Below are 22300 nucleotides of genomic sequence, written 5' to 3' on the forward strand. Positions count from 1 at the left end.
TTGCCGTTCTGCCACAGATGTCATGGCGCCAGGAGGCTGGAAGAGGGGTGTTTCAACCCCGGCGGGAGCTTGTTGCGGTGGCGCCTATGCCATGCTCTGCCAGGCGAGCCCGGCCAGCACCGCACCGATCAGCGCGTAGGTCAGATAGGCGGCGAAGACGCGCGGTTTGACCAGCGCCCAGACCGCGATGGCGGCGGGAATGCTGCTGACCCCCCCGGCGATGACGAAGGACATGGCGGCCCCCGGTGCCATACCTTGCGCCAGCAGCGCATCGACGAGTGGGACCGCGGCATAGCCGTTGAGATAAGCCGGGGCACCGACGAGCGCGCCGAGGAAGATGGGCCAGACACCGGTGCCGCCGAGCAGCCCTGCAATCAGCTCCGCCGGGACATAAGCGAGCATCATGGCTTCGATCACATAGGCGAGCGTGAGCCATTTCAGCAGGAAGACGGCGTTTTCGACCCCGGTGTCGCGGAAGGTGCGGCGGCGGGCGTCGTCCTGCCAGAAGCGCCAGACGGGCGCGCCGCTGAAGGGCTTTTGCGCGCCACAGCAGCCGCCCACGGCGGGGCGCGCGCGCAGCGGGTCGGTGAAGACGGGGGTCTTGGCGAAGAGCAGAGTGCCGAAGCCGCCCAGCAGGCCGAGCGCGACCGCGAAGGCGGCCTTGGCCACCGCGAATTCCCACCCCAGCGTGCCGGAGGTGATAGCGAACATCGCCGGGTCCATCAGCGGGGAGGCCAGCCAGAAGGCCATGACCGCGCTCAGCGGTGCGCCGACGGCCAGCAGTGCGGCGATGAAGGGGATGACTTCACAGCTGCAGAAGGGGGAGAGGCCGCCGAGCAGCGCGGCCATCACGATCATCCGGGCGGGATTGCCGGAAAAGGCGCGGGCGAGCAGGGTCTCGGCCCCGCTGGCCTTGAGATAGGCCACGGCGCCGACCGCGAAGAGGATGAAGGGCGCCGTATGCAGCAAGGCGTTGGCGGCGAAGACCACGGTGGGCCAGAGCTGGGGCAGGTCGAAGACTGCGATCAGCACCAGCAGCAGGATGGCGGCACCCCAGGCGCCCGGCTTGGGCAGCCTGCGGGGGGACGGCGCGCTTTGGGTGGTCTCAGCCATGGTCGTGGTCTCCGTTTGGCGCGACGCTGTCGGCGCAGCATTCATTGAGCAGGAAGTCCGAGAGCGCCTGCACGTCTTTATAGGCGACCGCAGCGCAGATGACGCTGCGCCCCTGTTTGGCCTGGGTGACGAGCCCGGCGGAGGCGAGGATCTTCATATGGTGGGTGAGTGTCGAGCCAGTGACCCCGGAGCGCGCGCCCAGCTCGCCGATGCTCAGCCCCTCCGGCCCGGCGCGCACCAGGGTGCGCAGCACGCCGAGCCGCTGTTCGGAGCCGAGGGCCGCAAACTGAGCGGCGGCGACGGTGAGATCGGGTGGGGTCGATGACATTTCCATGATTCTAGAAATATGAAATGCTCAGGGCGCGTGCAAGCTTTATTTCGATAATTATCGAAATAAAGGTGATCGACCGCCGTGCCGTTTGGGGGGGGGCAGGCCCTGGACCGCGTGAGGGTGGGGAGCCTCTGGTGGGGGCGGACAGAGCCGTTCACGCGCCGCGCGTCAGGTTTGCGGGCGGGCCTGTCTGGGCCGCCCGGTCGGGCGCGCGGGGTCAGGAGGTGCCCTGCGTCACCTTCTCCAGATATTCCTCTTCGGTGATGGTGCCGCCTTCCTGCGCGGCGCGGCCCTGATCGTCGGGGTGCAGGAAGGGCTGGATCGGCTCAATACGTTTCCAGGCGGGATAGGGCTGGTTGCCCGCGCTGTCCGGCACGTAGGGCGAGGTCTCGACGCGGGTGTGTTTGTGGATGTAGCGCGCGCAGTTCTGGAACACCACGTCCACGGCCACATCCACCACCATATTGGCGCCGGGAAACTGTGCGACCCTCTCGGGATCGCGGGTGAGCGTGGCGGTGCCCTGGACGCGGATGCGCCAGGGTGTGACCATGTCGATGAAGAGCATCCCGACCTTGGCCGCCTCGTCAATGTTGCCCATGGAGAGCCACATGCCGTTGCCGTCGTAATTCGGAAAGATCAGCCGGTTCGGCGAGAGCACTTTCACAAAGCCCACGTCGCCGCCCTTGTAGGAGACGGTGGGCTCGCCCTTGCCGTTCACCGTGGAGAGAAAGAAATAGTCGCGGTTGCGGATGTAGTCGGTGTGGATCTCCTCCAGCGCGTCGCGGACGATGGCGTGCACGACCACCTCGGACAGGCCTTCGTGTTTGCCTTCCTTTTGCAGGGCGCGCTGGGCGGGGGTGTAGAACTCATCAGGGGTCGGCATCTCTGGGCTCCGGGGTTGGGGGCGCGTTTACTCCGCGGCGGCGGGCTCGTTGGGCGCGGGCGCCTCAGGCTCCGCCGGAGTGGGCTCGGCGACAAGGCCTGCGGTGTCATCGAAGGCCATGACCGGGCGCTGCGGCGCGCTGTTCAGCATCAGCCGCGTGACGTCGGGCCGGGCGTAGTGGCCGGCGGGGTCGGCGGCGGCCTTGGCGTAGGCGATCATGCTCAGGTCGATGTCGGCCATCACCAGCCCCTCTTCGGTGTCCGGGAGGTCGGAGCCGATGGACTGGCCGTCGGGCGCATAGATGCGGGTGTAGCCGCCACCCACCGGGCAGAGCGTCTCCTTCTGCGGATCGCCCTCGCAGAGGATGTCCTGCTGCTCCTTGCTGACCAAGGCACAGGCGGCGATGACGAAGCAGCCGCCTTCGACGGCGTAGATCATCGAGGCCGCGGTGTTCACCTGATGCCCGAGCGCATAGGCGCCGCCCTCGTAGAGCTTGAGGTTGGGCCAGGCGGCGCAGTGGATCTGCTCGTCCTGCGCATACATGGCGTATTTCGAGAGCGGCTGCAGGTGCTCCCAGCAGGAGAGCTGGCCGATCCGGCCAAGGGCCGTGTCGTTGACCACCAGGTCCGAGCCGTCGCCTTCGCCGAAGACGGTGCGTTCCACATGGGTGGGCTTCAGCTTGCGGCGGCGTTTGATCACGGCGCCGGTGGCGTCATAGTGCCATTGCGCGATGTAGAGGCTGCCGCCCGCGCGCTCAGACAGGCCCAGCGACACCTGGATGTTGTTGTCCGCGGCGGCCTGGGCGATGGCTTGGTCATGTGCGCTTCCGGCTTCGATCGAGTTTTCGAAGTAGCGCCCGACGAACTGCATCTGCCAGGCGACGGGGCCGAGCCAGATGTGGTTGGGGTAACCGGGCAGCCAGGTTTCGGGAAAGACAACCAGCCTGGCGCCCTTTTGTGCGGCCTGCTCGATGAAGGCCACGGCGCGGGCGACGCCGGCCTCGACATCGAGAAAGGACGGTGCGGCCTGCACCGCGGCGACTTTGAACTGGGACATGGGATGCTCCTCGGCTGATCCTCGCAGTCTGCGCCATGCGGGGCCTCGCGTCTTTCGCGTTTGGGCGGAAAAACTTGTCTTTTTGGGGCGCGGGGGCAGAATGGGGGCCAAAGAGAGGGGTGAAACGTGGACCAGCGGACCCGCTATGACACGGAGACGGTCGCGGCGCGCGAGCGGTTTGCCTTCTGGCGCGATGCGGTCTGTGACAGCTATGTGCAACTGGGCTGTGAGACGGATGCGCCGCTGAATTTCCGCGGCGCCATCGACATCGCCCGGCATCGCAGCCTCTCCATTTCGCGGGTGTCGGGGCTGGCGCATCGGGTGACGCGGCGCAGGCGGGATATTCGCGCGGCCACCGAGCCCTACTTTCTGCTGAGCCTGCAGACGGCGCAGACCTCGCGGGTGTCGCAGTTCGGGCAGTCGGCGGTGCTGAAGGCGGGGGACATGGCGCTCTACTCCAGCACCGAGCCCTACCGGCTGGATCTGTCGGACGACTTCAGCCAGATGGTGGTGCAACTGCCCGCGCAGACGCTGCTGGACCGTCTGCCCAACGCGCGGGTGCTGACTGCGCGGCGTGTGGATGGCAGCACCGGGCTGGGCCAGCTGGTGCGCCGCAACATTCTGGCCTTCTCGGAGCATCTGGAAGCGGCGGGCCCGGTGCTGAGAGAGATGGTGCAGGAGACGCTGATCGACCTGATCGCCACGGGTCTGGCCGCTGAAAGTGCAGCGGCGCTGGAGCTCTCCTCGCCCGAACAGCAGATTCTGCTGCGCGCCAGGGCGCTGATTGCGGAGCACCTCGGGCACCCCGACCTTGACCGTACCATGGTGGCGCAGGCCTTGGGCATGTCGGTGCGGCGGCTGAACGGGATTTTCGCCAAGGACGGCGGGTCGTTGTCGCGGGTCATCCGGCACATGCGGCTGGAGGCTGTGGCGCGCGATCTGCGGGACCCGCGCTGTCAGGTGCTGTCCATCGGTCAGATCGCCTTTCGCTACGGGTTTTCCAATCTGCAGAGTTTCTCGACCCAGTTCCGCAAGCGGTTCGGGATGAGCCCGCGGGCCTACCGCCGGGTGGGGCTGCTTTAGGAGGCGGGCGGCGTGTTGTCCGGGTGGGCGCTGCGCACGGCCGGAAGGCTCTGCAGGGTCTCGTGGACGCGCCGGATCCTGGGGAACTGCGCCAGATCCACGCCCCAGCGCGCGGCGTTATAGACTTGCGGCACCAGGCAGATGTCGGCGAGGCTGATCCGCTCGCCGTATGAGAAGGGGGCGTCGTCCAGCATCGCTTCGTAGGCGGTGAGGCCCGAGGTGATGAAGCGCTGCATCCAGGGTTGCGTGGCGATCGCGCCGTCACTGGCCTGCGCCACCCATTGCGCCACGCTGAGGTTGCAGATGGGCTGGATTTCCATGGCGATGGCGTAGGAGAGCGCGCGCACCCGTGCGCGGGCCGGGGCGGCCCGGTGCAGCAGGCCGAGGTGGCGCGTCTCGTCCAGATATTCGATGATCGCCAGCGATTGCGTCAGGCGATTGCCGTCGATCTCGAGCACGGGGACGAGGCCCTGCGGGTTGCGCGCCAGGTGTTCGGGCGTCCTTTGCGTGCCGGACTTCAGATCGACGATGACGCTCTGCCAGGGCGCGTCGGCAAGCCCCAGGGCGATCCGGACCCGGTAGCTCGCCGAGGAGCGCAGATCGTGGTGCAGGGTGATCATTTGCCGTGCTCCATCAGCCGGTCCAGCGCGTCCTGCAGCCCGTCGTGTGTCTCGCCCAGGGTCTGTTCGAGCTCGGTCTGAAACGCCTGTGCCAGAGGGATCAGCGCCTGGAGCAGCTCCCGGCCCTTGTCGGTCAGCGTGAGGTTCAGCAGGCGCTTGTCGCGGGTGTCGGTGGTCTTGATCAGGTAGCCTTTCGCCTCGAGCCGGGAGGCGGCGCGGCTGACCTTGGATTTCTCGAGGCTGACCCGCTTTTCGATATCGCGGACCGACAGCGATTGGGTGTAGCCGACATTCAGCAACACCCGCCATTCCGGCATCGAAATCCCGAACTGGGTCTTGTAGTGCGTGGCCAGATCAGCGCTGAGTTGGCTGGCGATCACGGTGAGCCGGTAGGGCAGGTAGCGTTCCAGATCGAAGGCGGGCAGGGGGGCTGTCATCGGGCCTCCAGATCGGTGCGGCGCGGTATTCTGTGCATGAGAAACAGGTAGCTGCAGATCGTTGCAAGTGCAACAAATACTCGGGCCGTCGCCCCCACCTGGTCGCTCTGGGAGACATGGCTGGCGGGGCGAAGGATTGGGGCGCGTGCCATCGGACGAGGGTCGGCGGGACCGGTGGGGCATCGCCTCGCTTGCAGACTGATGAACGACGATCTGCGGGCCATCCGGTCCTGCGAGGCCGATCGGGCGGCCGGGTCAATCGGGCTGCGCCTGTCCTGCTTTCATGCCCGAAGCCGCTCTTCCTGCGCCGAAGATCGGCGATGACAGTCGCGACGCGGTGGCGATGGTCGCGCGGTGTTTGGATCTGGCATTGGCCGAGGCCGTCACGCCACCGGGGGCAAGGGCCGCGCAGGTCGAGCGCGGCAGGCGTGGATTGCAGATGGCTTGCCGATCTGCGCAAAAGTTGAAATCAAGACGGCGGGGCAGTCCCGTGATCGCGGACCTTGAGGGAGGCAGCTTGCCGGTGGACCTGCAAACATTGACCTCGGAGATGCGCGCCTGCGCGCTGTGCACGGACCTGCCCCTCGGACCGAACCCGATCTTTCAGATCAGTGCAGCCGCGCGGATGCTGATCGTGGGACAGGCGCCGGGGCGGATCACCCATGGCAAGGGGCGGCCCTTCGATGATCCGTCGGGAGACCGGTTGCGGGCGTGGCTGGCGCTCGACCGTGAGACCTTCTACACCGACCCCCGGATCGGGATTTTCCCGATGGGCCTGTGTTTTCCCGGCGGCGGTCCGGGTGGCGACAAGCCGCCTCCGGAGATCTGCGCGCGGACCTGGCGGCAACCGGTTCTGGACCGGCTGCCGAAGGTTGAGCTGACGCTCGTTCTGGGGGCCTATGCCATCGCCTGGCATCTGCCGCACCTGAAGGGCAAGTCCGTCGTGCAGGCGGTGCAGAGTGCCGCCGAAGGACAGGACAAGGTCTTTGTGCTGCCGCATCCCAGCCCGCGCAACAATCGCTGGCTGCGGCAGAATGCGTGGTTCGAGGAGACGGTTGTGCCGCGTATTCAGGCGACCGTCCGGCGCCTTCTCGACGCACCGGCGGGTCATGCGGGTCACGGGGCAGAGGAGGGGCCACATGGATGAGGTGACCGCGCTGGATCAGGCCCATGCTGCCATGCAGGCCGCCCCCGAGGAGGATGCCGCGCGGCTGCGGTTTTACGATCGGCTGGCACATTGCGAGCTTTTTCTGATGCTGAAGGAGGAGGCGGGCGAGGGCGACCAGATCACTCCGGAGCTTTTTGAGGTGGGCGAGGCGCAATATGTGCTTGTGTTTGACCGCGAAGAGCGGCTGGCGGCGTTTGCCGGGCGGCAGGTGCCCTATGTGGCGCTCTCGGGGCGGGCGATTGCGGGGATGCTGGCCGGGCAGGGCATCGGGCTCGGCGTGAACCTGGAGGTGGCGCCTTCGGCGATCCTTCTGCCCGAGGCGGCGGTGGACTGGCTGAACGAGACGCTGGGGCATGACCCGCGCGAGGTCGAGGCGGCGATCTCGCAGGTACAGGCGCCCACGGGGCTGCCCGAGGCGCTGATCACCGCGCTCGACGGCAAGCTCGCCACGGCGATGGGGCTGGCGGAGAGCGCCTATCTGGTCGGCGTGACCTATGAGACAGGCGCGCGCGGGCATCTGCTGGGCTTTGTGGGTGCGGTGCCCGAGGCGGAAGGCGCGCTGGCGCGGGCGGCCTCCGAAGCGCTGACCTTCTCGGGCATCGCGGCCGGGGCGATGGACGTGGGCTTTTTTCGCGGCAACGATCCGATTGTGGCGCGTTTGCGCAAGGTGGGGCTGCGGTTCGACCTGCCGCAACCTCAGGCGCCCCGCGCAGAGCCGGTTGTACCGCCGGGCAGCGAGCCGGACAAACCGCCGCGCCTGCGCTGAAACACATCGGGGGCGATCTTCACGATCCCTTCACGGACACAGCTGCGATTTTCACAAGGGCGAGAGACGCTGACACATGGGGTGCACAGGCGCCGGTTTCGCGTCTACATCGGTGCCGGAGCTGAACGCCCGCCCCTTACGATCCTCTTGAAGAACTGGAGTTTTCCCCTATGAACCGCTTCCCTCTGAAAATCGCAGGTATCGCAGTTGCGCTGACCATGGCCTCCTCCGCCTTTGCCGGTGACCAATACGTGGACCCGACGGGCTATGCCGTTTCGGGCTATGACGTGGTGGCCTATTTCGACCTCGCGCAGAACCCGGTGGGCACGGCCCAGCCGCAGGCGGTTCCGGGTGACAAGGACATCACCTCGACCTACAATGGTGCGACGTTTGCGTTCTCGTCCGAGGAAAACAAGGCCAAGTTCGATGCCAATCCTGACGCTTACCTGCCGCAATACGATGGCCACTGTGCCTATGGCGTGGCCAAGGGCGGCAAGGTGCCGGGCAACCCGCATCTGTGGCGGATCCTCGACGGTAAGCTCTATCTCAACATCACCGAGAATGTGGTGGGCTTCTGGGAAGAGGACATCCCCGGCAACCTGCAGCTGTCGGAAGCGAATTGGGTCGACATCGAGGACGATCCGGCCTCTGACCGCGCGATCCCGCAGTTCGAGAGCCCTGCTCCGGTCAACTGATCATGGCTGAGAAGGCAGGCCCTTCCAGCGAGGCCCCGGCACGGATGACGCGCCGGGGTCTTTTGGCACTGGGCGGGATTGGCGTGGTCACGGCGGGTGCCTTTGCCACGCGCTGGTTCAACATCTGGGCGGACACGGGCGAGAATGCGCTGAGTGCGCCGGATGCGTATGCGGCGGCGCTCGCGGGCGACATCCTGTTGGTGGATATTCGCAGGCCCGATGAATGGGCGCGGACGGGCGTGGGCGAGGGGGCGGTGCCGCTGGACATGCGGCGCGAGGACTTTGTTGTGGCGCTTCTGGCGCAGGTGGAGAATGACACCAGCCGTCCGGTGGCGCTGATCTGCGCGCGCGGCGTGCGCTCGCGGCATCTGGGTGCGCGGCTGGTCGAGGCGGGGTTCACCCGGATCATTGATGTGCCGGAGGGCATGCTGGGCTCGGGCGCCGGGCCCGGTTGGGTCAAACGCGGGCTGCCGGTGCAAGAGGTGAGCTGAGATGAGACAGGCACTGGCGGCGCTGGCGCTGATGCTGGGCGCCGAGACGGCCTGGGCGGGTTGCGGTGCGGAAGAAGCGGCTTGCGAGGTGGACCTCGGCAGCTATCACGCGCGGGTGCCCGAGGGCGAGATCAAGGGCGCGATCCTCTATCTGCATGGCTTTGGTGGCACCGGTGAAGGGGCCTTGCGGGCCTCACGGGACTGGGTGAATACGGCGCTGGCGCGCGGCTATGTGCTGGTGGCGCCGGATGGGTTGCCCTACGCCGAAGGGCGCGGGCGTGGCTGGTCGTTCATCCCGGGTCGTCCAGTGTTGCGCGACGAGGAAGCCTTTCTCACATCGGTGCGCGATGATGCGGCGGCGCGGTTCGGGTTTGACGCCGACCAGATGATCCTGAGCGGGTTTTCCATTGGAGGCTCGATGACGTCCTACATGGCCTGTGACGCGCCGGGCAGCTTTGCCGCCTATGCGCCGGTGGCGGGCGGGTTCTGGCGCCCGCATCCGACAGGGTGCAGCGGCCCCGTGCGCCTGCTGCATACGCACGGCTGGACCGATGGCACGGTGCCGCTGGAAGGCCGGGTGTTGCGGGGTGGGGATGCCACGACCCCCGAGGCGCTGATGCAGGGGGATATCTTCTACACTCTGCGGATGTGGCGTGAGGTGAATGCGTGCAACCAACTGCGGGCGGATCGCTTTGTGACCGAAGGGCCCTTCCTGCGCCGGGCGTGGGACCGTTGCGCCGAAGGCTCGGCGCTGGAGTTTGCGCTGTTTCCCGGCGGGCATGTGGTGCCTGAGGGATGGGCGGAGATGATGCTCGACTGGTACGAGGGGCTTTGAGCCCGAGCGCTACGTCGATCTGCTGGAGCCGGCCCGGCTGACAAGCCGGGCAGCGCCCGAACTCCCTCGATGGGAGTGAGGGCGCTTCTCCCATGTCAGGACGAGACCTTACTCTGCCGGAACGTGAGGCCCACCCAGAAGCTGCTGCAAACGCAGACGTTCCATGCGCGCGCGGCCCACGATGGCGGGTTCGCGCACCGTCTGTGGGCAGTGCATCAGGAGCCCGCGCGGCAGACTCTGTGGCATGGCCCAGCCGCTGAGCGCGGAGAGCGGCACCGCGAGACAGAGGCTCGCGATGATCGGGATCAGCCACAGGGACACAAGCCCGGCGCTGAGCCCGATCAGGAGGATGTGACCCAGCAGCGTTTCGACCCAGTGAAAGCGGAGCAGCGTGCTCAGCGGATAGGTCTTCGCGTGGCGCGCCTGGGCGGCCCAGGTGTCGGACCGGCCGAGCAGGGCGCGCAGCACTGCGCGGGTTTGCTGGATCATCAGGATCGGCGCATAGGCGATCGAGAGGACGATTTCGACCAGAAAGGACGTGAGGAACGCACCCCGCCCGCCATAGACGCGCGTCGCCTTGGGGTGCAGCGCGATGATGCCCGCACCAACGAGCTTGGGCGTCAGCAGCATCGCATACATGATGATCAGGAAGACCGCGCTGTCGATGTGGCTCATCTCGGGCGGCCAGTCGGGGAAGAGCGGGTTCGCCTCGTTGAAATAGCGCACCACATTTGTCTCGGAATCCACTCCGAGCAACGCCCAGATCACCAGCAGGATGAACCACGCCGGCGAGAGCAGATAGGCGACGGCGCCGTGAAAGAGGTGGTAGCGAGACACCGGGTGCAGCCCCTTGGTGCCCAGCAGGCGCAGATGCTGCAGGTTGCCGCGGCACCAGCGCTGGTCGCGCAGCACGTAGTCGATGAGGGTGCCGGGGGTCTCTTCGAAGCTGCCAGAGACGCGCGGCAGGAAGCGCACCTGCCAGCCGGCGCGGCGCAAGAGGCCTGCCTCCACGAAATCATGGCTCAGGATCAGCTCGGCCTTGCCCTTGCGGCCCTGGAGATAGGGCAGCCCGGCGGACTCCGCAAAGGCGCGGGTGCGGATGATCGCGTTGTGGCCCCAATAGTTGCCCTCGGTACGGGCCCATTTGGCGAGTCCTTCGGCGAGCAGCCAGCCGTAGGCGATGTTGGAGAACTGTTGCAGCCGGGCGAAGACGGTCTTGGCGCCGATCAGCATCGGGAAGGTCTGGATCAGGCCCGCCTGTGGATCGACGCTCAGCTCATCGGCCATGCGGTCGATGGCGCGCCCCGTCATCAGGCTGTCTGCGTCGAGCACGACCATGGCCTCATAGGCCGCGCCCCAGCCGGTGATCCAGTCGACCAGGTTGCCGACCTTCTTGTCGGTGTTGGCATCGCGGCGGCGGTAGTGCACGGCGAAGCCTTCGGGCGCCTGCGCCGCAAGGGCCGCGTAGGCGCGCATCTCATCTTCGGCGATCTGCGGATCGCGGGTGTCGGAGAGCACGAAGAGCGTATAGCGGTGCTGGCTGTGACGGCGGGCGAGGTCGTCGAGCATTGCCGTGGCGTTGCCAAAGACGTCGCTAGGCACCTCGTTGTAGATTGGCACCAGCAGAGCCACGTCCATGGGCGGCACGTCACGCGGGCTGCGGCTGTCGGCCTTTTCCCGCGCCAGAAGGCCTGCGATGGCCACACCCACGGTGCTGACCGAGAGGGTGACCCAGACGAAGGTCATGCCGATGAGCACCAGCAGGATCCACTCCAGATGGGTCATGCCGGTCGCGGAGAGCCAGCCGTACATGGCTGACACCAGCAGGCCGGTGCCGAGAAGTGCGGGAATGAAGAGCGCCATGCGCCAGATGGTGGTGCGGGCGAGGCCCTGGGTGGGGGCAACCGGCGCCTCGGGCGAGGCGGTTAGGTCCTGCACCTGCATCTGCAGGGGCGCGCGCGGCGGCATCAAGCTGCGCCCGGCGTCGGAAATGATGTTGTCGGTTGTCGTCACCCAGTTGTCCACCTGTAGAGCCATACCTCGCTGAGCGGCGCGCCATCGAGGCGCAGCTGCGCCCGGAATTCGATGTACCGCGCCTCATCAGGCTGGAAGGTAAACGCCAGCCGGGGCCCATTGGTTTCCGGATTTCTTTGCACCAGGCCGGGCGTGAGCGATCCGTCGCTGCTGCGCAGCACGATGTCGAGGCGCGAGAGATCCTGGGGCACCAGCGCGCCATCCTCGAAATCGATGGTCACGACCTTGCCGCCCTCGGGCCGCCCGCCGAGGGCGGTGCCGAGCACGCGCAGGGGCCTGCCGGTGTGTGGTGCGGGGTCGTGGCCCCAGTCCATCAGGTAGCGCATCGTATGGCTTTGCCCGGCGGGGATGACCTCGGACGGGCGCCAGAAGGCGACGATATTGTCGTAGATCTCTAGGTCGGCGGGGATTTCGACCAGTGTGACCGCCCCCTTGCCCCAATCCTCCTGCGGGGTGATCCAGAGCGACGGACGGTCGTGATAGAGGGCCTCGAGATCGGCGAAATCGCGGAAGTTGCGCGGGCGCTGCATCAGGCCAAAGCCTTTGGGGTTCTCGTCGGAGAAGGCGCTGACTTGCAGGGTCAGCGGGTTGGCAAGCGGGCGCCAGATGGTCTCGCCATTGCCGTTGTAGATCAGGAGACCGTCGCTGTCGTGCACCGCAGGGCGGAAGTCGTCGAACCGCTGTCGCATGGTCTCGTCAAAGAGGAACATGGAGGTGAGCGGCGCGATGCCCACATGCTCCAGATCGGTGCGGGCGAAAATCTCGGCCGAGACCGCCATGCGCAGCGTATCGCCGGGCGTGATGTCAAAGCGATAGGCGCCGGTGCAGCTGGGGCTGTCGAGCAGCGCGTGCAGCACCACCGAGCCCGCACCCGGCTGGGGTGTTTCCAGCCAGAAGCCGGTGAAATCGGGGAATTCCTCGCCCATCGGGTCGGCGGTTTTCAGGGCCAGACCACGCGCCGACAGCCCGTAGATTTCGCCGGTGCCGATGCCGCGGAAATAGCTTGCGCCCTGAAAAACCGCGTATTCCTGGAAGATGCCGGGCTGTTCCAGCTCGGCGCGCAGGCGCAGGCCGGAGTAGCCGAGCGTGGCGTCGATCTCCACCTCGGGGAATTTGTCGGTGCTGTCGAAGACATCCATGTCGAAGGCGAGCGGGCGGGCGGTGCCGCCTTCGACCACGTTGATCTCCACCGCTTGCGGGAAGTAGAGGCCCGGTGGGAAGACATCGACGCGCTGAGGCCTGTCCGTGCCCTGCCAGAGCGCATTGCGCCCGTCGAACCAGATCTTGCGGTACTGGTCATAGGTGAGGTTGCGCCAGCTCTCGGGGATCATCGGGCGCGGCGTGTAATCGACCTCGGCGAGCGCTTTCGCACGGGCGCGCACGGTCGTGGCGTCAAAGGGCTGGGCATCGCCCAGTTGCAGGCCGGGTTCCTCCGCGAACGTGGCGGTTGGGACGGCGGCGAGGGCCGCCAGGGACTTCAGGACATCGCGACGCAGCATTACGGCACCGCCTTTCTGCGCCAGGGTTGGGATTTGTACCAGCCGGCCCCGTAGGCCACGAGCACAAGCACGCCCATGCCCGCGACGTTGACGGCGACGACGGTCCAGGTGTCGCGCCCGATGTTGTCCATGACAAAGCCGCTGACGCGGGCGATGAACATGCTGGTGATGAAGACGGCGAGCGACTGCTGGCCCACCTTCAGGATGATCGCGAGGATGCGTTGCCAGAGGCGGCCCAGAACCGTCGCACCTTCGGAGATGAGCCGCGCGCCCTTGTCGCCCGCGGCCACCCAGCAGAGGTAGGCGAGCGCAAGGAAATGCGCATAGCGCAGCAGGCCGAAGTCGGATTTGTTGATCAGCCAGTTGTTGGCGATGCGCCAGTCGCGGGCCCAGTCAAAGCCCAGCTCGCGCATGCCGATGTGCGACAGCGGGATGTTGGCGAGCACCAGCGCCAGGGCGATCCCGATCAGGACGGGATGCACGGGCGGCTTGGGCAGCCAGCCGCGCATGAAGGCGAACCCGGTGAAGAAGATGAGCTGCCAGCCGAAGGGGTTGAAGAACCAGTCCCGGTCGGACCACGGCTCGGCGGGCAGGGCAAAATGCAGATGTCCGGCCCAGAAGATCTCCAGCAGGCCTTCCTGCGCAAAGAGCCAGGTCAGCCCGATGAAGGCGGCGACGAGGCCGAGGTGGATGCGCGAGAGTGCCATGATCAGCGGCATCATCACCAGCACAACCATATACATCGGCAGGATGTCGAAGTAGTTGGGCACATAGGTGAGCGTCAGCAACCCGACGAGCTGCGGGCCCGGGTCCTCGAAGAATTTCCACAGGTTGAGCGTGCCGATGTATTCCTTCTCGTAAAGCCCGGTCATGTCGATGGCCGCGAGGAAGGTGGCGATGGCGAAGAAGAGCCCGATGTGCGCCCAGTACACCTGCCAGACGCGGAAGCTTACCCGGGCCGAGCCGAGCCGCCAGCCGACGGTGTCGTAGGCGCGCCCAAAGGCGATGGCCGAGGCCATGCCGGAGCAGAAGACGAAGATTTCCGTCGCGTCGGAAAAGCCCCAGCGGGCGGGGATCCAAGAGGTGAAGAAATTTCCCGGGGTATGGGCGAAAAGGATGATGAACATCGCGATGCCGCGAAAGAAGTCGAGCCGCACGTCGCGCTGGCGCACAGCGGGTGTCGAGAGCGGGATCGCGCTGGGTTTGCGGGGCGCCATTTCTGTAGGGTCGGCAATCGTCATGGCCGGTCTTTATGCTGAGGAAAAGGAATTGTCATCAGGGGCTTGGGCCTATTGCGCGGGGATCCGCCGGGCCTCCTCGATGCGGGCCATGCGGGTCGTTGTGAAGCGGTCAGCGCGCCCGGCGCGGCGGGCCAGACGGTCGACGATTACCGCCTCGGTCTGCTCGTAGCGCCCGGCGCGCAGGCCGGCGTCGATGGTGATGCGTTCGAAGACATCGCGCTGGGCGTGGCTGCCGCCGATGCTCTGCATCGCCGGCCGGGCGGCGACAAGATCGGCAAAGGCCGCGTCATAGCGGCCCTCGGCGAATGCGTTGAGACCGGAGAGTGCGGCGACGCCCGGGTCGGCGTAGCGGCTGGGCATCTCGCCCGATTTTGCGGCATCGCGGGCAAAGCGGGCTGTCATCGCGGCCTGCGCCTCGGGACGGTCGGCGCCGGTGAGTGCGAGCATGTAGTGCAGATCGGCGAAGACGACGCAGCCGTCATCGGTGCGGTTTTGCGCGAGATCGGCGAGCTCTTCCCAACGGGGGCCGACGTCGATGCCTTCCAGCTCGAGCCGGATGAGCAGAGAAGTCGCGTTGGAGATGTCGCGGTAATCGTCCGTCTTGTCGGCGCGGATCTGGGCGTCATAGAGGCCCAGGGCCACGTCGAGCTCGCCCCTGTCCATGTGCAGGAGCGCCTTGTGCCACCAGACGTGGTAGCGGAAATTATTGCAATGATCCCAGGCGTTTGTGTGGGTTTCGATCAGCGAGATGCCCGCGTCGGGCCGGGCGGTCATGTCGTAGACGTGGGTGACGGCGTGCAGGCCCCAGGAATCGTCTGGTGCATACAGCAGCCCTTCGCGGCCCGCAGCCTCGGCGGCTGCATAGTCGCCGGTCTCTTCCAGTGCGAAGGCGTGGCAGCCCAGCAGATAGCCGCGGCAGGCGTGATCGGGCCCATGCGCGCTGAGCACCCGTTCAATGGACCGGCGCATGCCTCCGGCGTCGCCGAGAATGAAGCGGATCGCGTGGCTGACCTTGGCCGAGAGCGTGTCTTCGGGGTGCCGGTTCAGGACCCCTTCCATGGCGGCGATGGCCTTGGAGGGGTGCCCGTCGAGCCAGTGATCGAGGGCGCGGGTCCAGGCGTCTTCGCGAAAGCTGCAGGGCGCGGCAGCCTTTGCGCGACGGGCCGCAGCTGCGGCCTCCTTGGCGGTATCAACCATCTCCGCGCGACCGAGCATCAGTGAGAAAAGACCTCGGGCGGCGTGCCCCATGGCAAAGGCGGGTTCCCGCGTCAGCACGGCGCCCAGATGCGTCGGTGTCGCGGTGCCATGGGCCAGAAAGGCACGGATCATCCCGTTCCAGTCGTCCAGTGCCGCAGGCGTGGACAGGGAAACGGGACTATTACAGATATCGAACATCATTGGGGGCGTGCCTTCTTTCTCGAACTCGTCAACGTAAGTAACCCATTAACGACACAGGCGAAGGTTCTGTCTCCGTGTTACACGCCAACGTGAAGCCCTGTGTGGGAATCCTGCCAATGTTTCAGGATTGCGGCCCAGATTCCGGCAAAAACAAGCCGATATGCGGTGCATGTTTCAATCGCTCTTGGAGGGGTCTTCGAGGGTCCGCAGCACCGCCTCGGTATCCTGGCCAAAGCGCGGCGGCGCATAGCGGTACTGGACCGGGGTGCGCGACAACTTGAGCGGGTTTGCAAGGAGCTGCACGGCGCCGTTTTCGGTGCCATCGGCGGGCACATCGACCACCGTGCCGCGCGCCTGGGCCTGATCGGACTGCAACGCTTCGGCCACCGTATGGATCGGCCCGGCGGGCACTTTCACCGCATGGCAGCGGGAGAGCACCTCGGCGCGGGGCGTGTCCTTGAGCGCTTCTGTGATGATCTCGGTCAAGGCCACGCGGTTTTCGATGCGGGCGAGGTTGGTGGTATAGGCGGGGTCTGCCGCGATCTGCGACAGGCCGAAGGCATCGCAGAAGCGGGCAAACTGCGCGTCATTGCCGATGGCGAGCAGCAGGTGCCCGTCCGCGCAGGGGAAGGCATCGTAGGGCACGATGTTGGGGTGCGCGTTGCCGCGCCGCTCGGGCAGCTTGCCGGAGGTGAGGTAGTTGCACCCCTCATTGATGAGCCAGGCCATCTGCGCATCGACAAGGGCCAGGTCGATGTGCTGGCCTTCGCCCGTGGCATCGCGGTGACGCAGGGCGGCGAGGATGCCGATGGCCGCGTACATGCCGCACATCACGTCTGCAATGCCCACGCCGACCTTGGTGGGCGGGCCGTCGGGGTCTCCGGTCAGCGACATGATCCCGCCGTAGCCTTGCGCCATCAGGTCATAGCCCGGCTGTTCGCGGTTCGGGCCGGTTTGGCCGAAGCCGGAGATGGAGCAATAGACGAGCTGGGGGTGCGCCGCGAGAAGTGTGGCGTGGTCGAGCCCGTATTTCTCGAGCCCGCCGGGTTTGTAGTTCTCGATCACCACATCGGCGCGGGCGGCGAGGGCGCGGACGGTCTCCTGGCCGTCTTCGGTGGAGAGGTCGACCGAGATCGACTGTTTGTTGCGGTTGGCGGCCATGAAATAGGCGGAAAGGTCGGTGGGTGTGCCGTCTGCGTTGCGGGCGTAGTTGGGCCCCCAGCTGCGGGTGTCATCGCCCTTGGTTTTCGGGTTTTCGACCTTGATCACCGTGGCGCCGAAGTCGCCGAGGATCTGGGTAGCGGTGGGACCGGCGAGGATGCGGCTCAGGTCGAGGACGACGAGGCCGCCGAGGGCCATGGGCGTGTCAGATGCGGCCATCGTAAGCTCCCCTCTCGATCACGGCGGCGATAACGGTGAAGGTGTCGGCGGCGAGTGCGGTTTGCAACGCTTCGATGAGTTCCGCGCGGGTGGTGACGGTGTGGCCCGCGCCGCCAAAAGCTTTGCCCATGGCGGCGAAGTCGTGCTTGGCGAAGTCGACGCCGCGGTTTTTCATCTGGCGCCCGCGTTGTTTCAGCTCGATGAGGGCGAGCGAGGCATCGACGAAGACGACGATGATGGGTTTCAGGCCCAGTTCAGCGGCTGTGGAAAGCTCGCCCGCGACCATCAGAAAGCCTGCGTCGCCGCAGAAGCCGACCACGGGGCGGTCGGGGGAGGCGAGCTTGGCGCCCATCGCGAGCGGGATCGCGCAGCCCATGGTGCAGAGGGCCGTCGATTGTGTCAGGCCGCGCGGTTCGTAGCACTGCCACATCTGGCTGAGCAGGATGCGGTGCGCGCCGCTGTCCACGGTCGCCAGCGCGTCGCGTGGCAGGACTTGGCGGCAGGTGTCCATGATGGCGGCGGGTCCCCAGTCTTCCTCTGTGGGGAAGGCGTTGGAGAGCGCGTCTTTCGTGGCCGTCAGTGCGCCGTTTTCCCATGTTTTTCTTGGGGCTACGCCTTCGGACAAGGCCGTCAGGCTGGCGGCGCAATCCGCGATGAAGCTGAGGCTCGCCTGGTGCATATAGTGGTGGTTCGGCGCGGCGGTGATGTCGATCACGCGCTGGCGGGTCGGGTCCCAGATGTCGCGCCAGCCGACGCGCATCTCGATCGGGTCATAGCCGAGGCAGAGGATCAGGTCGGCGTCTTGCAGGAGGGGGATCAGATGTGTGTCGGCGAGCGGAGAGAGCCCGGCGCCGCCCAGGCTGAGCGCGTGATCCTCGGGCAGGAGGCCCTTGGCCTTGTAGGTCGTCACGACCGGGATGCCGTAGGTCTCGGCGAAATCTAGCAGCGCCGGGCCCGCCTCCTCGACCATCGCATCGAGGCCGACGACCATCACCGGGCGGTGTGCTTCAGCGAGCCACGTGCGGGCGGTATCGAGATCTGGCCCGCTGGGGGCGGTAGGTGCGGGTTTTGCGCGGTGCGGTGGGGCGGCGGCGGGCACGGGCGCGTCAGCCACGGTGATCGGCACGTCGATATGCACCGGACCCGGGCGGCCTTCGGTGGCGATGCCCACGGCTTTGTCGGCGATCACATGCGCGGCTCCGGGCACCAGCGAGAAGCTGGCCTTGGTGATCGGACGAAAGACGGCCTGCTGGTCGAGCACCTGGTGGGTGTAGGTCTGCGCCTCGTCGGCATCGACAGCCCCTGCGAGGACGATCAGCGGCACGCGGTCCTGATGCGCGTTGGCGACGGCATTCACACCGTTCAGAGCGCCGGGGCCGACGGTGGCCACGAGGATGCCGGGCGCGCCGGTGCGGTGGTAGGTGCCTTCGGCCATGAAAGCGGCGGCGTTTTCATGTTTCGCGAGGATGAATTCAATGCCTGCGTCTTCGAGCGCATCGACCAGCGTCAGCACCTCGCCGCCGGGCATGCCAAAGGCGTAGCGGCAGCCTTCCGCATAGAGCCGGCGCGCCAGAGCATCGGCGGCGCGAATTGTCGATGATATGGCCACTTACACCCCTCCCTTGCGGTTCACCGCATGGTCATAGCGGATGCAGGGCCGAGCGCAATTCACCATTCTGTTCGAAGTGTTTCAGCGCGCGCGGGCTCAGCGGCGGCGGTCGCGGCGCGAGGACATCGGCTGGAACGCCACACCCACATGCGCCTCGCAGTAGGGTTTGCCCTGTTGCACCGGCAGGCCGCAGAACCAGAAATCCTCGGTCGCGGGATCACCCACGGGCCATTTGCAGGTGCGCTCGGTCAACTCCATCAGCGACAGTCTCTTGGCCTTCTTCTCGATCTCGGAAACTTTCGCCAAGGCCTCTGGGCTGATCTCATTGGCCGAGGGTTGCGGCGGCAGCGGCTGGCCCGCGGGAATGATCTGCTTGCGCGCGGGCAGCGGTTTGGGTGCCGCCGGTTCCGCGTCAGCCTTAACGGGCTCGGCCGGTTTGGGCGCGGGCTTCGGCTTGGCCTCGGCCTTGGGGGTGGGCTTGACCTTGGGTTCGGGCTTGGCAGTCGCCGAGGCAGTGGCCCGGTTCGAAAGCCCCAGACGATGCACCTTGCCGATCACCGCGTTGCGGGTCACGCCGCCCAGCTCCTTGGCGATCTGGCTGGCGGATTGTCCTTCGCCCCACATCTTCTTGAGCAGTTCCACGCGTTCGTCTGTCCAGGACATCGGCCATTCCCCAATTCAAAAGCGGCCCTGCTGGCTGCGGACCGCTTGCTGTATCGCTGAGCTCCTATTTTAGTCACTCGGGGCGGAGTTACAAGCGCTGACAGGCGCTGTGGTGAAATGTGTGGCGGGCGCTGGGAAAGGCGCTGCCGGCAAAATGAGAGGTTGCAATTTCAGCAGGCTCGCGTATTGCGATGGACATGATGACACGCACACATATCCGGCCCCGACGACGCACAGCGCTTTAACCCCGCTGTCGCCCTGTCGTGCCCTGCGCGCGCATCCTGTCCACCTTCCACATTAACTTATTGACCTGTCTGAGCGGCTGTTGCACCTCTTGTGCTCTCGCTGCAGACCTTCGAAAGAGGACGATCCGATGATCCCGACGCTTCTGCCCACCTATTCGCGTGCGCCCATGAGCTTTGTCAAAGGCGAAGGCGCTTGGCTGGTCGAGGCGGACGGGCGACGCTTTCTCGACCTCGGCGCCGGGATTGCGGTGAACGCGCTGGGGCATGCGCACCCGGCGCTTGTGGCCGCGCTGACCGCGCAGGCGGGGGCCTTGTGGCACACCTCGAACCTCTACCAGATCCCGAAGCAGCAGGAGTTGGCGGACAAGCTGACGACACACAGCTTCGCCGATACGGTGTTTTTCACCAACTCCGGCACGGAGGCTTGTGAGCTGGCGGTGAAGATGGCGCGGAAATACTGGTACGACAAGGGTCAGCCGGAGAAGACCGATATCCTCACCTTCAGCGGGTCCTTCCACGGGCGGTCGTCGGCGGGGATTGCCGCTGCCGGGTCGGAGAAGATGACCAAGGGGTTCGGGCCGCTGCTGCCGGGGTTTGTGCATCTGGAGTTTGGTGATCACGAGGCGCTGACTGCGGCCATCACCGAGACGACCGGAGCGATCCTGATCGAGCCGGTGCAGGGGGAGGGCGGCATCCGCCCGGTGCCGGACCAATGCCTGAAGGGGCTGCGCGATCTCTGTGATGAGCACGGGCTGCTGCTAATTTTCGACGAGGTGCAATGCGGTGTGGGCCGGACCGGCAAGCTCTTTGCCCATGAGTGGGCGGGGATCGCCCCCGACATCATGATGGTGGCGAAGGGCATCGGTGGGGGCTTTCCCATCGGCGCGGTGCTGGCGACGGAAGAGGCGGCGAGCGGCATGACGCTGGGCACTCACGGGTCGACCTATGGGGGCAACCCTTTGGGCTGTGCGGTCGGCTGCGCGGTGCTGGATCACGTGGCGGACCCGGCGTTTCTGGATGGTGTGAACCGCAAGGCGGGGCTGTTGCGGCAGAAGCTCGAGGGGCTTGTGGCCTCGCATCCGGACATCTTCGAGAGCGTGCGTGGCTCGGGCCTGATGCTGGGCGTGAAATGCAAGGCGTCGAATGCCGATATCGTGCAGGCGGGATATGATCAGCAGGTGTTGACCGTACCGGCGGCGGACAATGTGATCCGCCTGCTGCCGCCGCTGACCATTGACGAGAGCGAGATTGCCGAGGCGGTCGAGCGGCTGGACGCCGCGGCGCGCCAGCTCTCCGCCGCCTGACCGATACTTGAGACACCGGACGACACGACCATGAACCATTTCCTCGATATTCACCTGACCGATCCCAAGGACCTGCGGAGCATCATCGACCATGCCTCTGCCATGAAAACTGCGCGTCTGGGGCGCCCGCGCGGAGCCCTGGACGATGATCAGCCGTTGAAAGACCGGATGGTGGCGCTGATCTTCGAGAAACCCTCGACGCGCACGCGGGTGTCCTTTGACGTGGGCGTGCGGCAGATGGGCGGGCAGACGATGGTGCTCTCGGGCTCGGATATGCAGTTGGGGCACGGCGAGACGATTGCCGATACGGCGCGCGTGCTCAGCCGCTATGTGGATCTGATCATGATCCGCACCTTCGACGAGGCCGTGCTGACTGAGATGGCGGAATATGCCACGGTGCCGGTGATCAACGGGCTGACGGACCGGACGCACCCCTGTCAGATCATGGCGGATGTCATGACGTTTGAGGAACATCGTGGCCCGATCAAGGGCAAGAAGGTGGTCTGGTCAGGCGATGGCAACAACGTCTGCGCCTCCTTCCTGCATGCAGCGGGGCAGTTCGGATTTGATCTCACGTTCACGGGACCGCCGACGCTCGACCCGGAACCCGAGTTCGTCGATCTGGCCCGCGCGAAGGGCTCGACCATCGTGATCGAGCGCGACCCGGACAAGGCGGTGGCGGGAGCGGACCTGGTGGTCGCGGATACCTGGGTGTCGATGCATGACGCGCAATCGGCGCGCGAGCGGCGGCACAATCAGCTGCGCCCCTATCAGGTGAACGCGGAGCTGATGGCAAAAGCGAAGCCGGATGCGCTTTTCATGCACTGCCTGCCCGCACACCGCGATGAGGAGGCCACATCGGAGGTCATGGACGGGCCGCATTCGGTGATCTTTGACGAGGCGGAGAACCGGTTGCACGCGCAGAAGGCGATCATGCGCTGGTGTCTGGAATTGTGAGAGACCTCAGAAGTCCCGCAGGATGGCCTTGAGCTCCGGCTCGCGCACCTTTTCCGCGGCCTCGGCGGGTGAGAACCACTGGCGGTCGCGCTCGTGGCCCTCGGGGTAGTTATTGGCGAGCGCCTCCACTTCGGCGGCGTAGACCTCCGTTTCGACCGGGGTCATGCCCCCGCGCGCGTGATACTTGGTGTAGCGATAGTGCCCGACCGGATCTGGCTGCACCTCGGCGGATTTCACGCCCGCCTCTTCCCAGGCTTCCTGCAGCGCGGCTTCGGAATTGGCCAACCCTTCCATGGGCCAGCCTTTGGGCACGATCCAGCGCCCGGTGCCGCGGCTGGTGATCAGAAGGACACGTTTGCCGGCGTGGGTCTGACGATAGCAGAGCGCCGCAACCTGTTGCGCGCGCCGGCCCGAGAAGATCAGCCGGAAGGCGCCTTCAAAGTGAGATCTGACGTATTCAATCATTATACCCGCCGTCGGCGCTTTGCCGCT

The 22300-nt window shown here is 66.2% G+C and carries 22 protein-coding genes; 8 read left to right on the top strand and 14 right to left on the bottom strand.

Annotated elements, in window-relative coordinates:
• Window positions 1–84: 84 nt before the first annotated feature.
• From Q1A71_RS08855 to Q1A71_RS08870, 4 genes are all read right to left on the bottom strand, one after another.
• Window positions 85–1113 carry a permease gene (locus tag Q1A71_RS08855; RefSeq protein ID WP_299674155.1) on the bottom strand — a complete coding sequence of 343 codons (1029 nt, stop codon included), beginning with the start codon at window positions 1111–1113 and terminating at the stop codon, window positions 85–87.
• The gene (locus tag Q1A71_RS08860) at window positions 1106–1447 is read right to left on the bottom strand and encodes a metalloregulator ArsR/SmtB family transcription factor (protein ID WP_299674160.1); all 342 of its coding nucleotides are present in this window, start codon (window positions 1445–1447) and stop codon (window positions 1106–1108) included. The genes Q1A71_RS08855 and Q1A71_RS08860 overlap by 8 nt, the downstream gene beginning before the upstream one ends.
• A 214-nt stretch (window positions 1448–1661) precedes the next feature.
• On the bottom strand, window positions 1662–2327 hold the full coding sequence (locus Q1A71_RS08865; protein WP_299674163.1) for a pyridoxamine 5'-phosphate oxidase family protein: 666 nt from the start codon (window positions 2325–2327) through the stop codon (window positions 1662–1664).
• A 27-nt stretch (window positions 2328–2354) separates the two neighbouring features.
• Window positions 2355–3383, bottom strand: a complete 1029-nt coding sequence (locus tag Q1A71_RS08870; protein ID WP_299674165.1) for a carbon-nitrogen hydrolase family protein — start codon at window positions 3381–3383, stop codon at window positions 2355–2357.
• Between the two features lie 126 nt (window positions 3384–3509).
• Here Q1A71_RS08870 and Q1A71_RS08875 point away from each other — a divergent pair, with 126 nt between their 5' ends.
• Complete coding sequence (locus Q1A71_RS08875; RefSeq protein WP_299674167.1) at window positions 3510–4466, top strand: helix-turn-helix domain-containing protein; 957 nt, start codon at window positions 3510–3512, stop codon at window positions 4464–4466.
• Here the strand turns inward: Q1A71_RS08875 and maiA are convergent.
• Both maiA and Q1A71_RS08885 read right to left on the bottom strand, forming a co-directional pair.
• Entirely contained in the window at window positions 4463–5086 is a 624-nt protein-coding gene (gene maiA, locus Q1A71_RS08880) for a maleylacetoacetate isomerase (protein WP_299674169.1), read from the bottom strand. The two genes, Q1A71_RS08875 and maiA, sit on opposite strands and share 4 nt — an antisense overlap.
• On the bottom strand, window positions 5083–5523 hold the full coding sequence (locus Q1A71_RS08885) for a MarR family transcriptional regulator (RefSeq protein ID WP_299674172.1): 441 nt from the start codon (window positions 5521–5523) through the stop codon (window positions 5083–5085). The genes maiA and Q1A71_RS08885 overlap by 4 nt, the downstream gene beginning before the upstream one ends.
• Before the next feature lie 490 nt (window positions 5524–6013).
• Here Q1A71_RS08885 and Q1A71_RS08890 point away from each other — a divergent pair, with 490 nt between their 5' ends.
• From Q1A71_RS08890 to Q1A71_RS08910, 5 genes are all read left to right on the top strand, one after another.
• Entirely contained in the window at window positions 6014–6670 is a 657-nt protein-coding gene (locus tag Q1A71_RS08890; RefSeq protein ID WP_299674175.1) for a uracil-DNA glycosylase family protein, read from the top strand.
• Window positions 6663–7457 carry an SseB family protein gene (locus tag Q1A71_RS08895; RefSeq protein ID WP_299674178.1) on the top strand — a complete coding sequence of 265 codons (795 nt, stop codon included), beginning with the start codon at window positions 6663–6665 and terminating at the stop codon, window positions 7455–7457. The genes Q1A71_RS08890 and Q1A71_RS08895 overlap by 8 nt, the downstream gene beginning before the upstream one ends.
• A gap of 170 nt (window positions 7458–7627) precedes the next feature.
• Complete coding sequence (locus Q1A71_RS08900) at window positions 7628–8152, top strand: YHS domain-containing (seleno)protein (protein WP_299674181.1); 525 nt, start codon at window positions 7628–7630, stop codon at window positions 8150–8152.
• A gap of 2 nt (window positions 8153–8154) precedes the next feature.
• Window positions 8155–8643 (top strand): rhodanese-like domain-containing protein, encoded by a 489-nt coding sequence (locus Q1A71_RS08905; protein ID WP_299674184.1) that lies wholly within the window; start codon window positions 8155–8157, stop codon window positions 8641–8643.
• A gap of 1 nt (window position 8644) precedes the next feature.
• Window positions 8645–9478 (top strand): polyhydroxybutyrate depolymerase, encoded by an 834-nt coding sequence (locus Q1A71_RS08910; RefSeq protein WP_299674187.1) that lies wholly within the window; start codon window positions 8645–8647, stop codon window positions 9476–9478.
• 108 nt (window positions 9479–9586) lie between these two features.
• Here Q1A71_RS08910 and mdoH read toward each other — a convergent pair whose 3' ends face one another.
• From mdoH to Q1A71_RS08945, 7 genes are all read right to left on the bottom strand, one after another.
• On the bottom strand, window positions 9587–11491 hold the full coding sequence (mdoH, locus tag Q1A71_RS08915; protein ID WP_299674190.1) for a glucans biosynthesis glucosyltransferase MdoH: 1905 nt from the start codon (window positions 11489–11491) through the stop codon (window positions 9587–9589).
• On the bottom strand, window positions 11488–13011 hold the full coding sequence (locus Q1A71_RS08920) for a glucan biosynthesis protein G (RefSeq protein ID WP_299674194.1): 1524 nt from the start codon (window positions 13009–13011) through the stop codon (window positions 11488–11490). Before Q1A71_RS08920 ends, mdoH begins: the two co-directional genes overlap by 4 nt.
• The gene (locus Q1A71_RS08925) at window positions 13011–14252 is read right to left on the bottom strand and encodes an OpgC domain-containing protein (protein ID WP_299674197.1); all 1242 of its coding nucleotides are present in this window, start codon (window positions 14250–14252) and stop codon (window positions 13011–13013) included. Before Q1A71_RS08925 ends, Q1A71_RS08920 begins: the two co-directional genes overlap by 1 nt.
• Window positions 14253–14300: 48 nt before the next feature.
• A complete protein-coding gene (locus tag Q1A71_RS08930) occupies window positions 14301–15650 on the bottom strand; it encodes a tetratricopeptide repeat protein (RefSeq protein WP_299674200.1) in 1350 nt (449 codons plus the stop codon).
• A gap of 174 nt (window positions 15651–15824) precedes the next feature.
• Window positions 15825–17030: a CoA transferase gene (locus Q1A71_RS08935; RefSeq protein WP_299674202.1), complete on the bottom strand. Its 1206-nt coding sequence runs from the start codon at window positions 17028–17030 to the stop codon at window positions 15825–15827.
• The gene (locus Q1A71_RS08940) at window positions 17017–18633 is read right to left on the bottom strand and encodes a thiamine pyrophosphate-binding protein (RefSeq protein ID WP_299674338.1); all 1617 of its coding nucleotides are present in this window, start codon (window positions 18631–18633) and stop codon (window positions 17017–17019) included. The genes Q1A71_RS08935 and Q1A71_RS08940 overlap by 14 nt, the downstream gene beginning before the upstream one ends.
• Before the next feature lie 102 nt (window positions 18634–18735).
• Window positions 18736–19302: a GcrA family cell cycle regulator gene (locus Q1A71_RS08945; RefSeq protein WP_299674205.1), complete on the bottom strand. Its 567-nt coding sequence runs from the start codon at window positions 19300–19302 to the stop codon at window positions 18736–18738.
• 373 nt (window positions 19303–19675) lie between these two features.
• Between Q1A71_RS08945 and Q1A71_RS08950 the strand changes: the two genes are divergently transcribed.
• Together Q1A71_RS08950 and argF are read left to right on the top strand one after the other, a co-directional pair.
• On the top strand, window positions 19676–20851 hold the full coding sequence (locus Q1A71_RS08950; RefSeq protein ID WP_299674208.1) for an aspartate aminotransferase family protein: 1176 nt from the start codon (window positions 19676–19678) through the stop codon (window positions 20849–20851).
• Between the two features lie 30 nt (window positions 20852–20881).
• Window positions 20882–21808 carry an ornithine carbamoyltransferase gene (argF, locus tag Q1A71_RS08955; protein WP_299674211.1) on the top strand — a complete coding sequence of 309 codons (927 nt, stop codon included), beginning with the start codon at window positions 20882–20884 and terminating at the stop codon, window positions 21806–21808.
• Window positions 21809–21814: 6 nt separating this feature from the next.
• Here argF and Q1A71_RS08960 read toward each other — a convergent pair whose 3' ends face one another.
• The gene (locus Q1A71_RS08960; protein WP_299674214.1) at window positions 21815–22273 is read right to left on the bottom strand and encodes an NUDIX hydrolase; all 459 of its coding nucleotides are present in this window, start codon (window positions 22271–22273) and stop codon (window positions 21815–21817) included.
• Window positions 22274–22300: the final 27 nt, after the last annotated feature.

Origin of the sequence: uncultured Roseobacter sp. (assembly GCF_947493125.1) — a bacterium.
Classification (GTDB): Bacteria; Pseudomonadota; Alphaproteobacteria; order Rhodobacterales; family Rhodobacteraceae; genus Roseobacter.

Bases quoted from the DNA above. Each gene is read 5' to 3' on its own strand.
- Q1A71_RS08855 (WP_299674155.1), bottom strand. From the start codon at position 1,113: ATGGCTGAGACCACCCAAAGCGCGCCGTCCCCCCGCAGGCTGCCCAAG.
- Q1A71_RS08860 (WP_299674160.1), bottom strand. From the start codon at position 1,447: ATGGAAATGTCATCGACCCCACCCGATCTCACCGTCGCCGCCGCTCAG.
- Q1A71_RS08865 (WP_299674163.1), bottom strand. From the start codon at position 2,327: ATGCCGACCCCTGATGAGTTCTACACCCCCGCCCAGCGCGCCCTGCAA.
- Q1A71_RS08870 (WP_299674165.1), bottom strand. From the start codon at position 3,383: ATGTCCCAGTTCAAAGTCGCCGCGGTGCAGGCCGCACCGTCCTTTCTC.
- maiA (WP_299674169.1), bottom strand. From the start codon at position 5,086: ATGATCACCCTGCACCACGATCTGCGCTCCTCGGCGAGCTACCGGGTC.
- Q1A71_RS08885 (WP_299674172.1), bottom strand. From the start codon at position 5,523: ATGACAGCCCCCCTGCCCGCCTTCGATCTGGAACGCTACCTGCCCTAC.
- Q1A71_RS08895 (WP_299674178.1), top strand. From the start codon at position 6,663: ATGGATGAGGTGACCGCGCTGGATCAGGCCCATGCTGCCATGCAGGCC.
- Q1A71_RS08900 (WP_299674181.1), top strand. From the start codon at position 7,628: ATGAACCGCTTCCCTCTGAAAATCGCAGGTATCGCAGTTGCGCTGACC.
- Q1A71_RS08905 (WP_299674184.1), top strand. From the start codon at position 8,155: ATGGCTGAGAAGGCAGGCCCTTCCAGCGAGGCCCCGGCACGGATGACG.
- Q1A71_RS08910 (WP_299674187.1), top strand. From the start codon at position 8,645: ATGAGACAGGCACTGGCGGCGCTGGCGCTGATGCTGGGCGCCGAGACG.
- Q1A71_RS08920 (WP_299674194.1), bottom strand. From the start codon at position 13,011: ATGCTGCGTCGCGATGTCCTGAAGTCCCTGGCGGCCCTCGCCGCCGTC.
- Q1A71_RS08925 (WP_299674197.1), bottom strand. From the start codon at position 14,252: ATGACGATTGCCGACCCTACAGAAATGGCGCCCCGCAAACCCAGCGCG.
- Q1A71_RS08930 (WP_299674200.1), bottom strand. From the start codon at position 15,650: ATGATGTTCGATATCTGTAATAGTCCCGTTTCCCTGTCCACGCCTGCG.
- Q1A71_RS08935 (WP_299674202.1), bottom strand. From the start codon at position 17,030: ATGGCCGCATCTGACACGCCCATGGCCCTCGGCGGCCTCGTCGTCCTC.
- Q1A71_RS08945 (WP_299674205.1), bottom strand. From the start codon at position 19,302: ATGTCCTGGACAGACGAACGCGTGGAACTGCTCAAGAAGATGTGGGGC.
- Q1A71_RS08950 (WP_299674208.1), top strand. From the start codon at position 19,676: ATGATCCCGACGCTTCTGCCCACCTATTCGCGTGCGCCCATGAGCTTT.
- argF (WP_299674211.1), top strand. From the start codon at position 20,882: ATGAACCATTTCCTCGATATTCACCTGACCGATCCCAAGGACCTGCGG.
- Q1A71_RS08960 (WP_299674214.1), bottom strand. From the start codon at position 22,273: ATGATTGAATACGTCAGATCTCACTTTGAAGGCGCCTTCCGGCTGATC.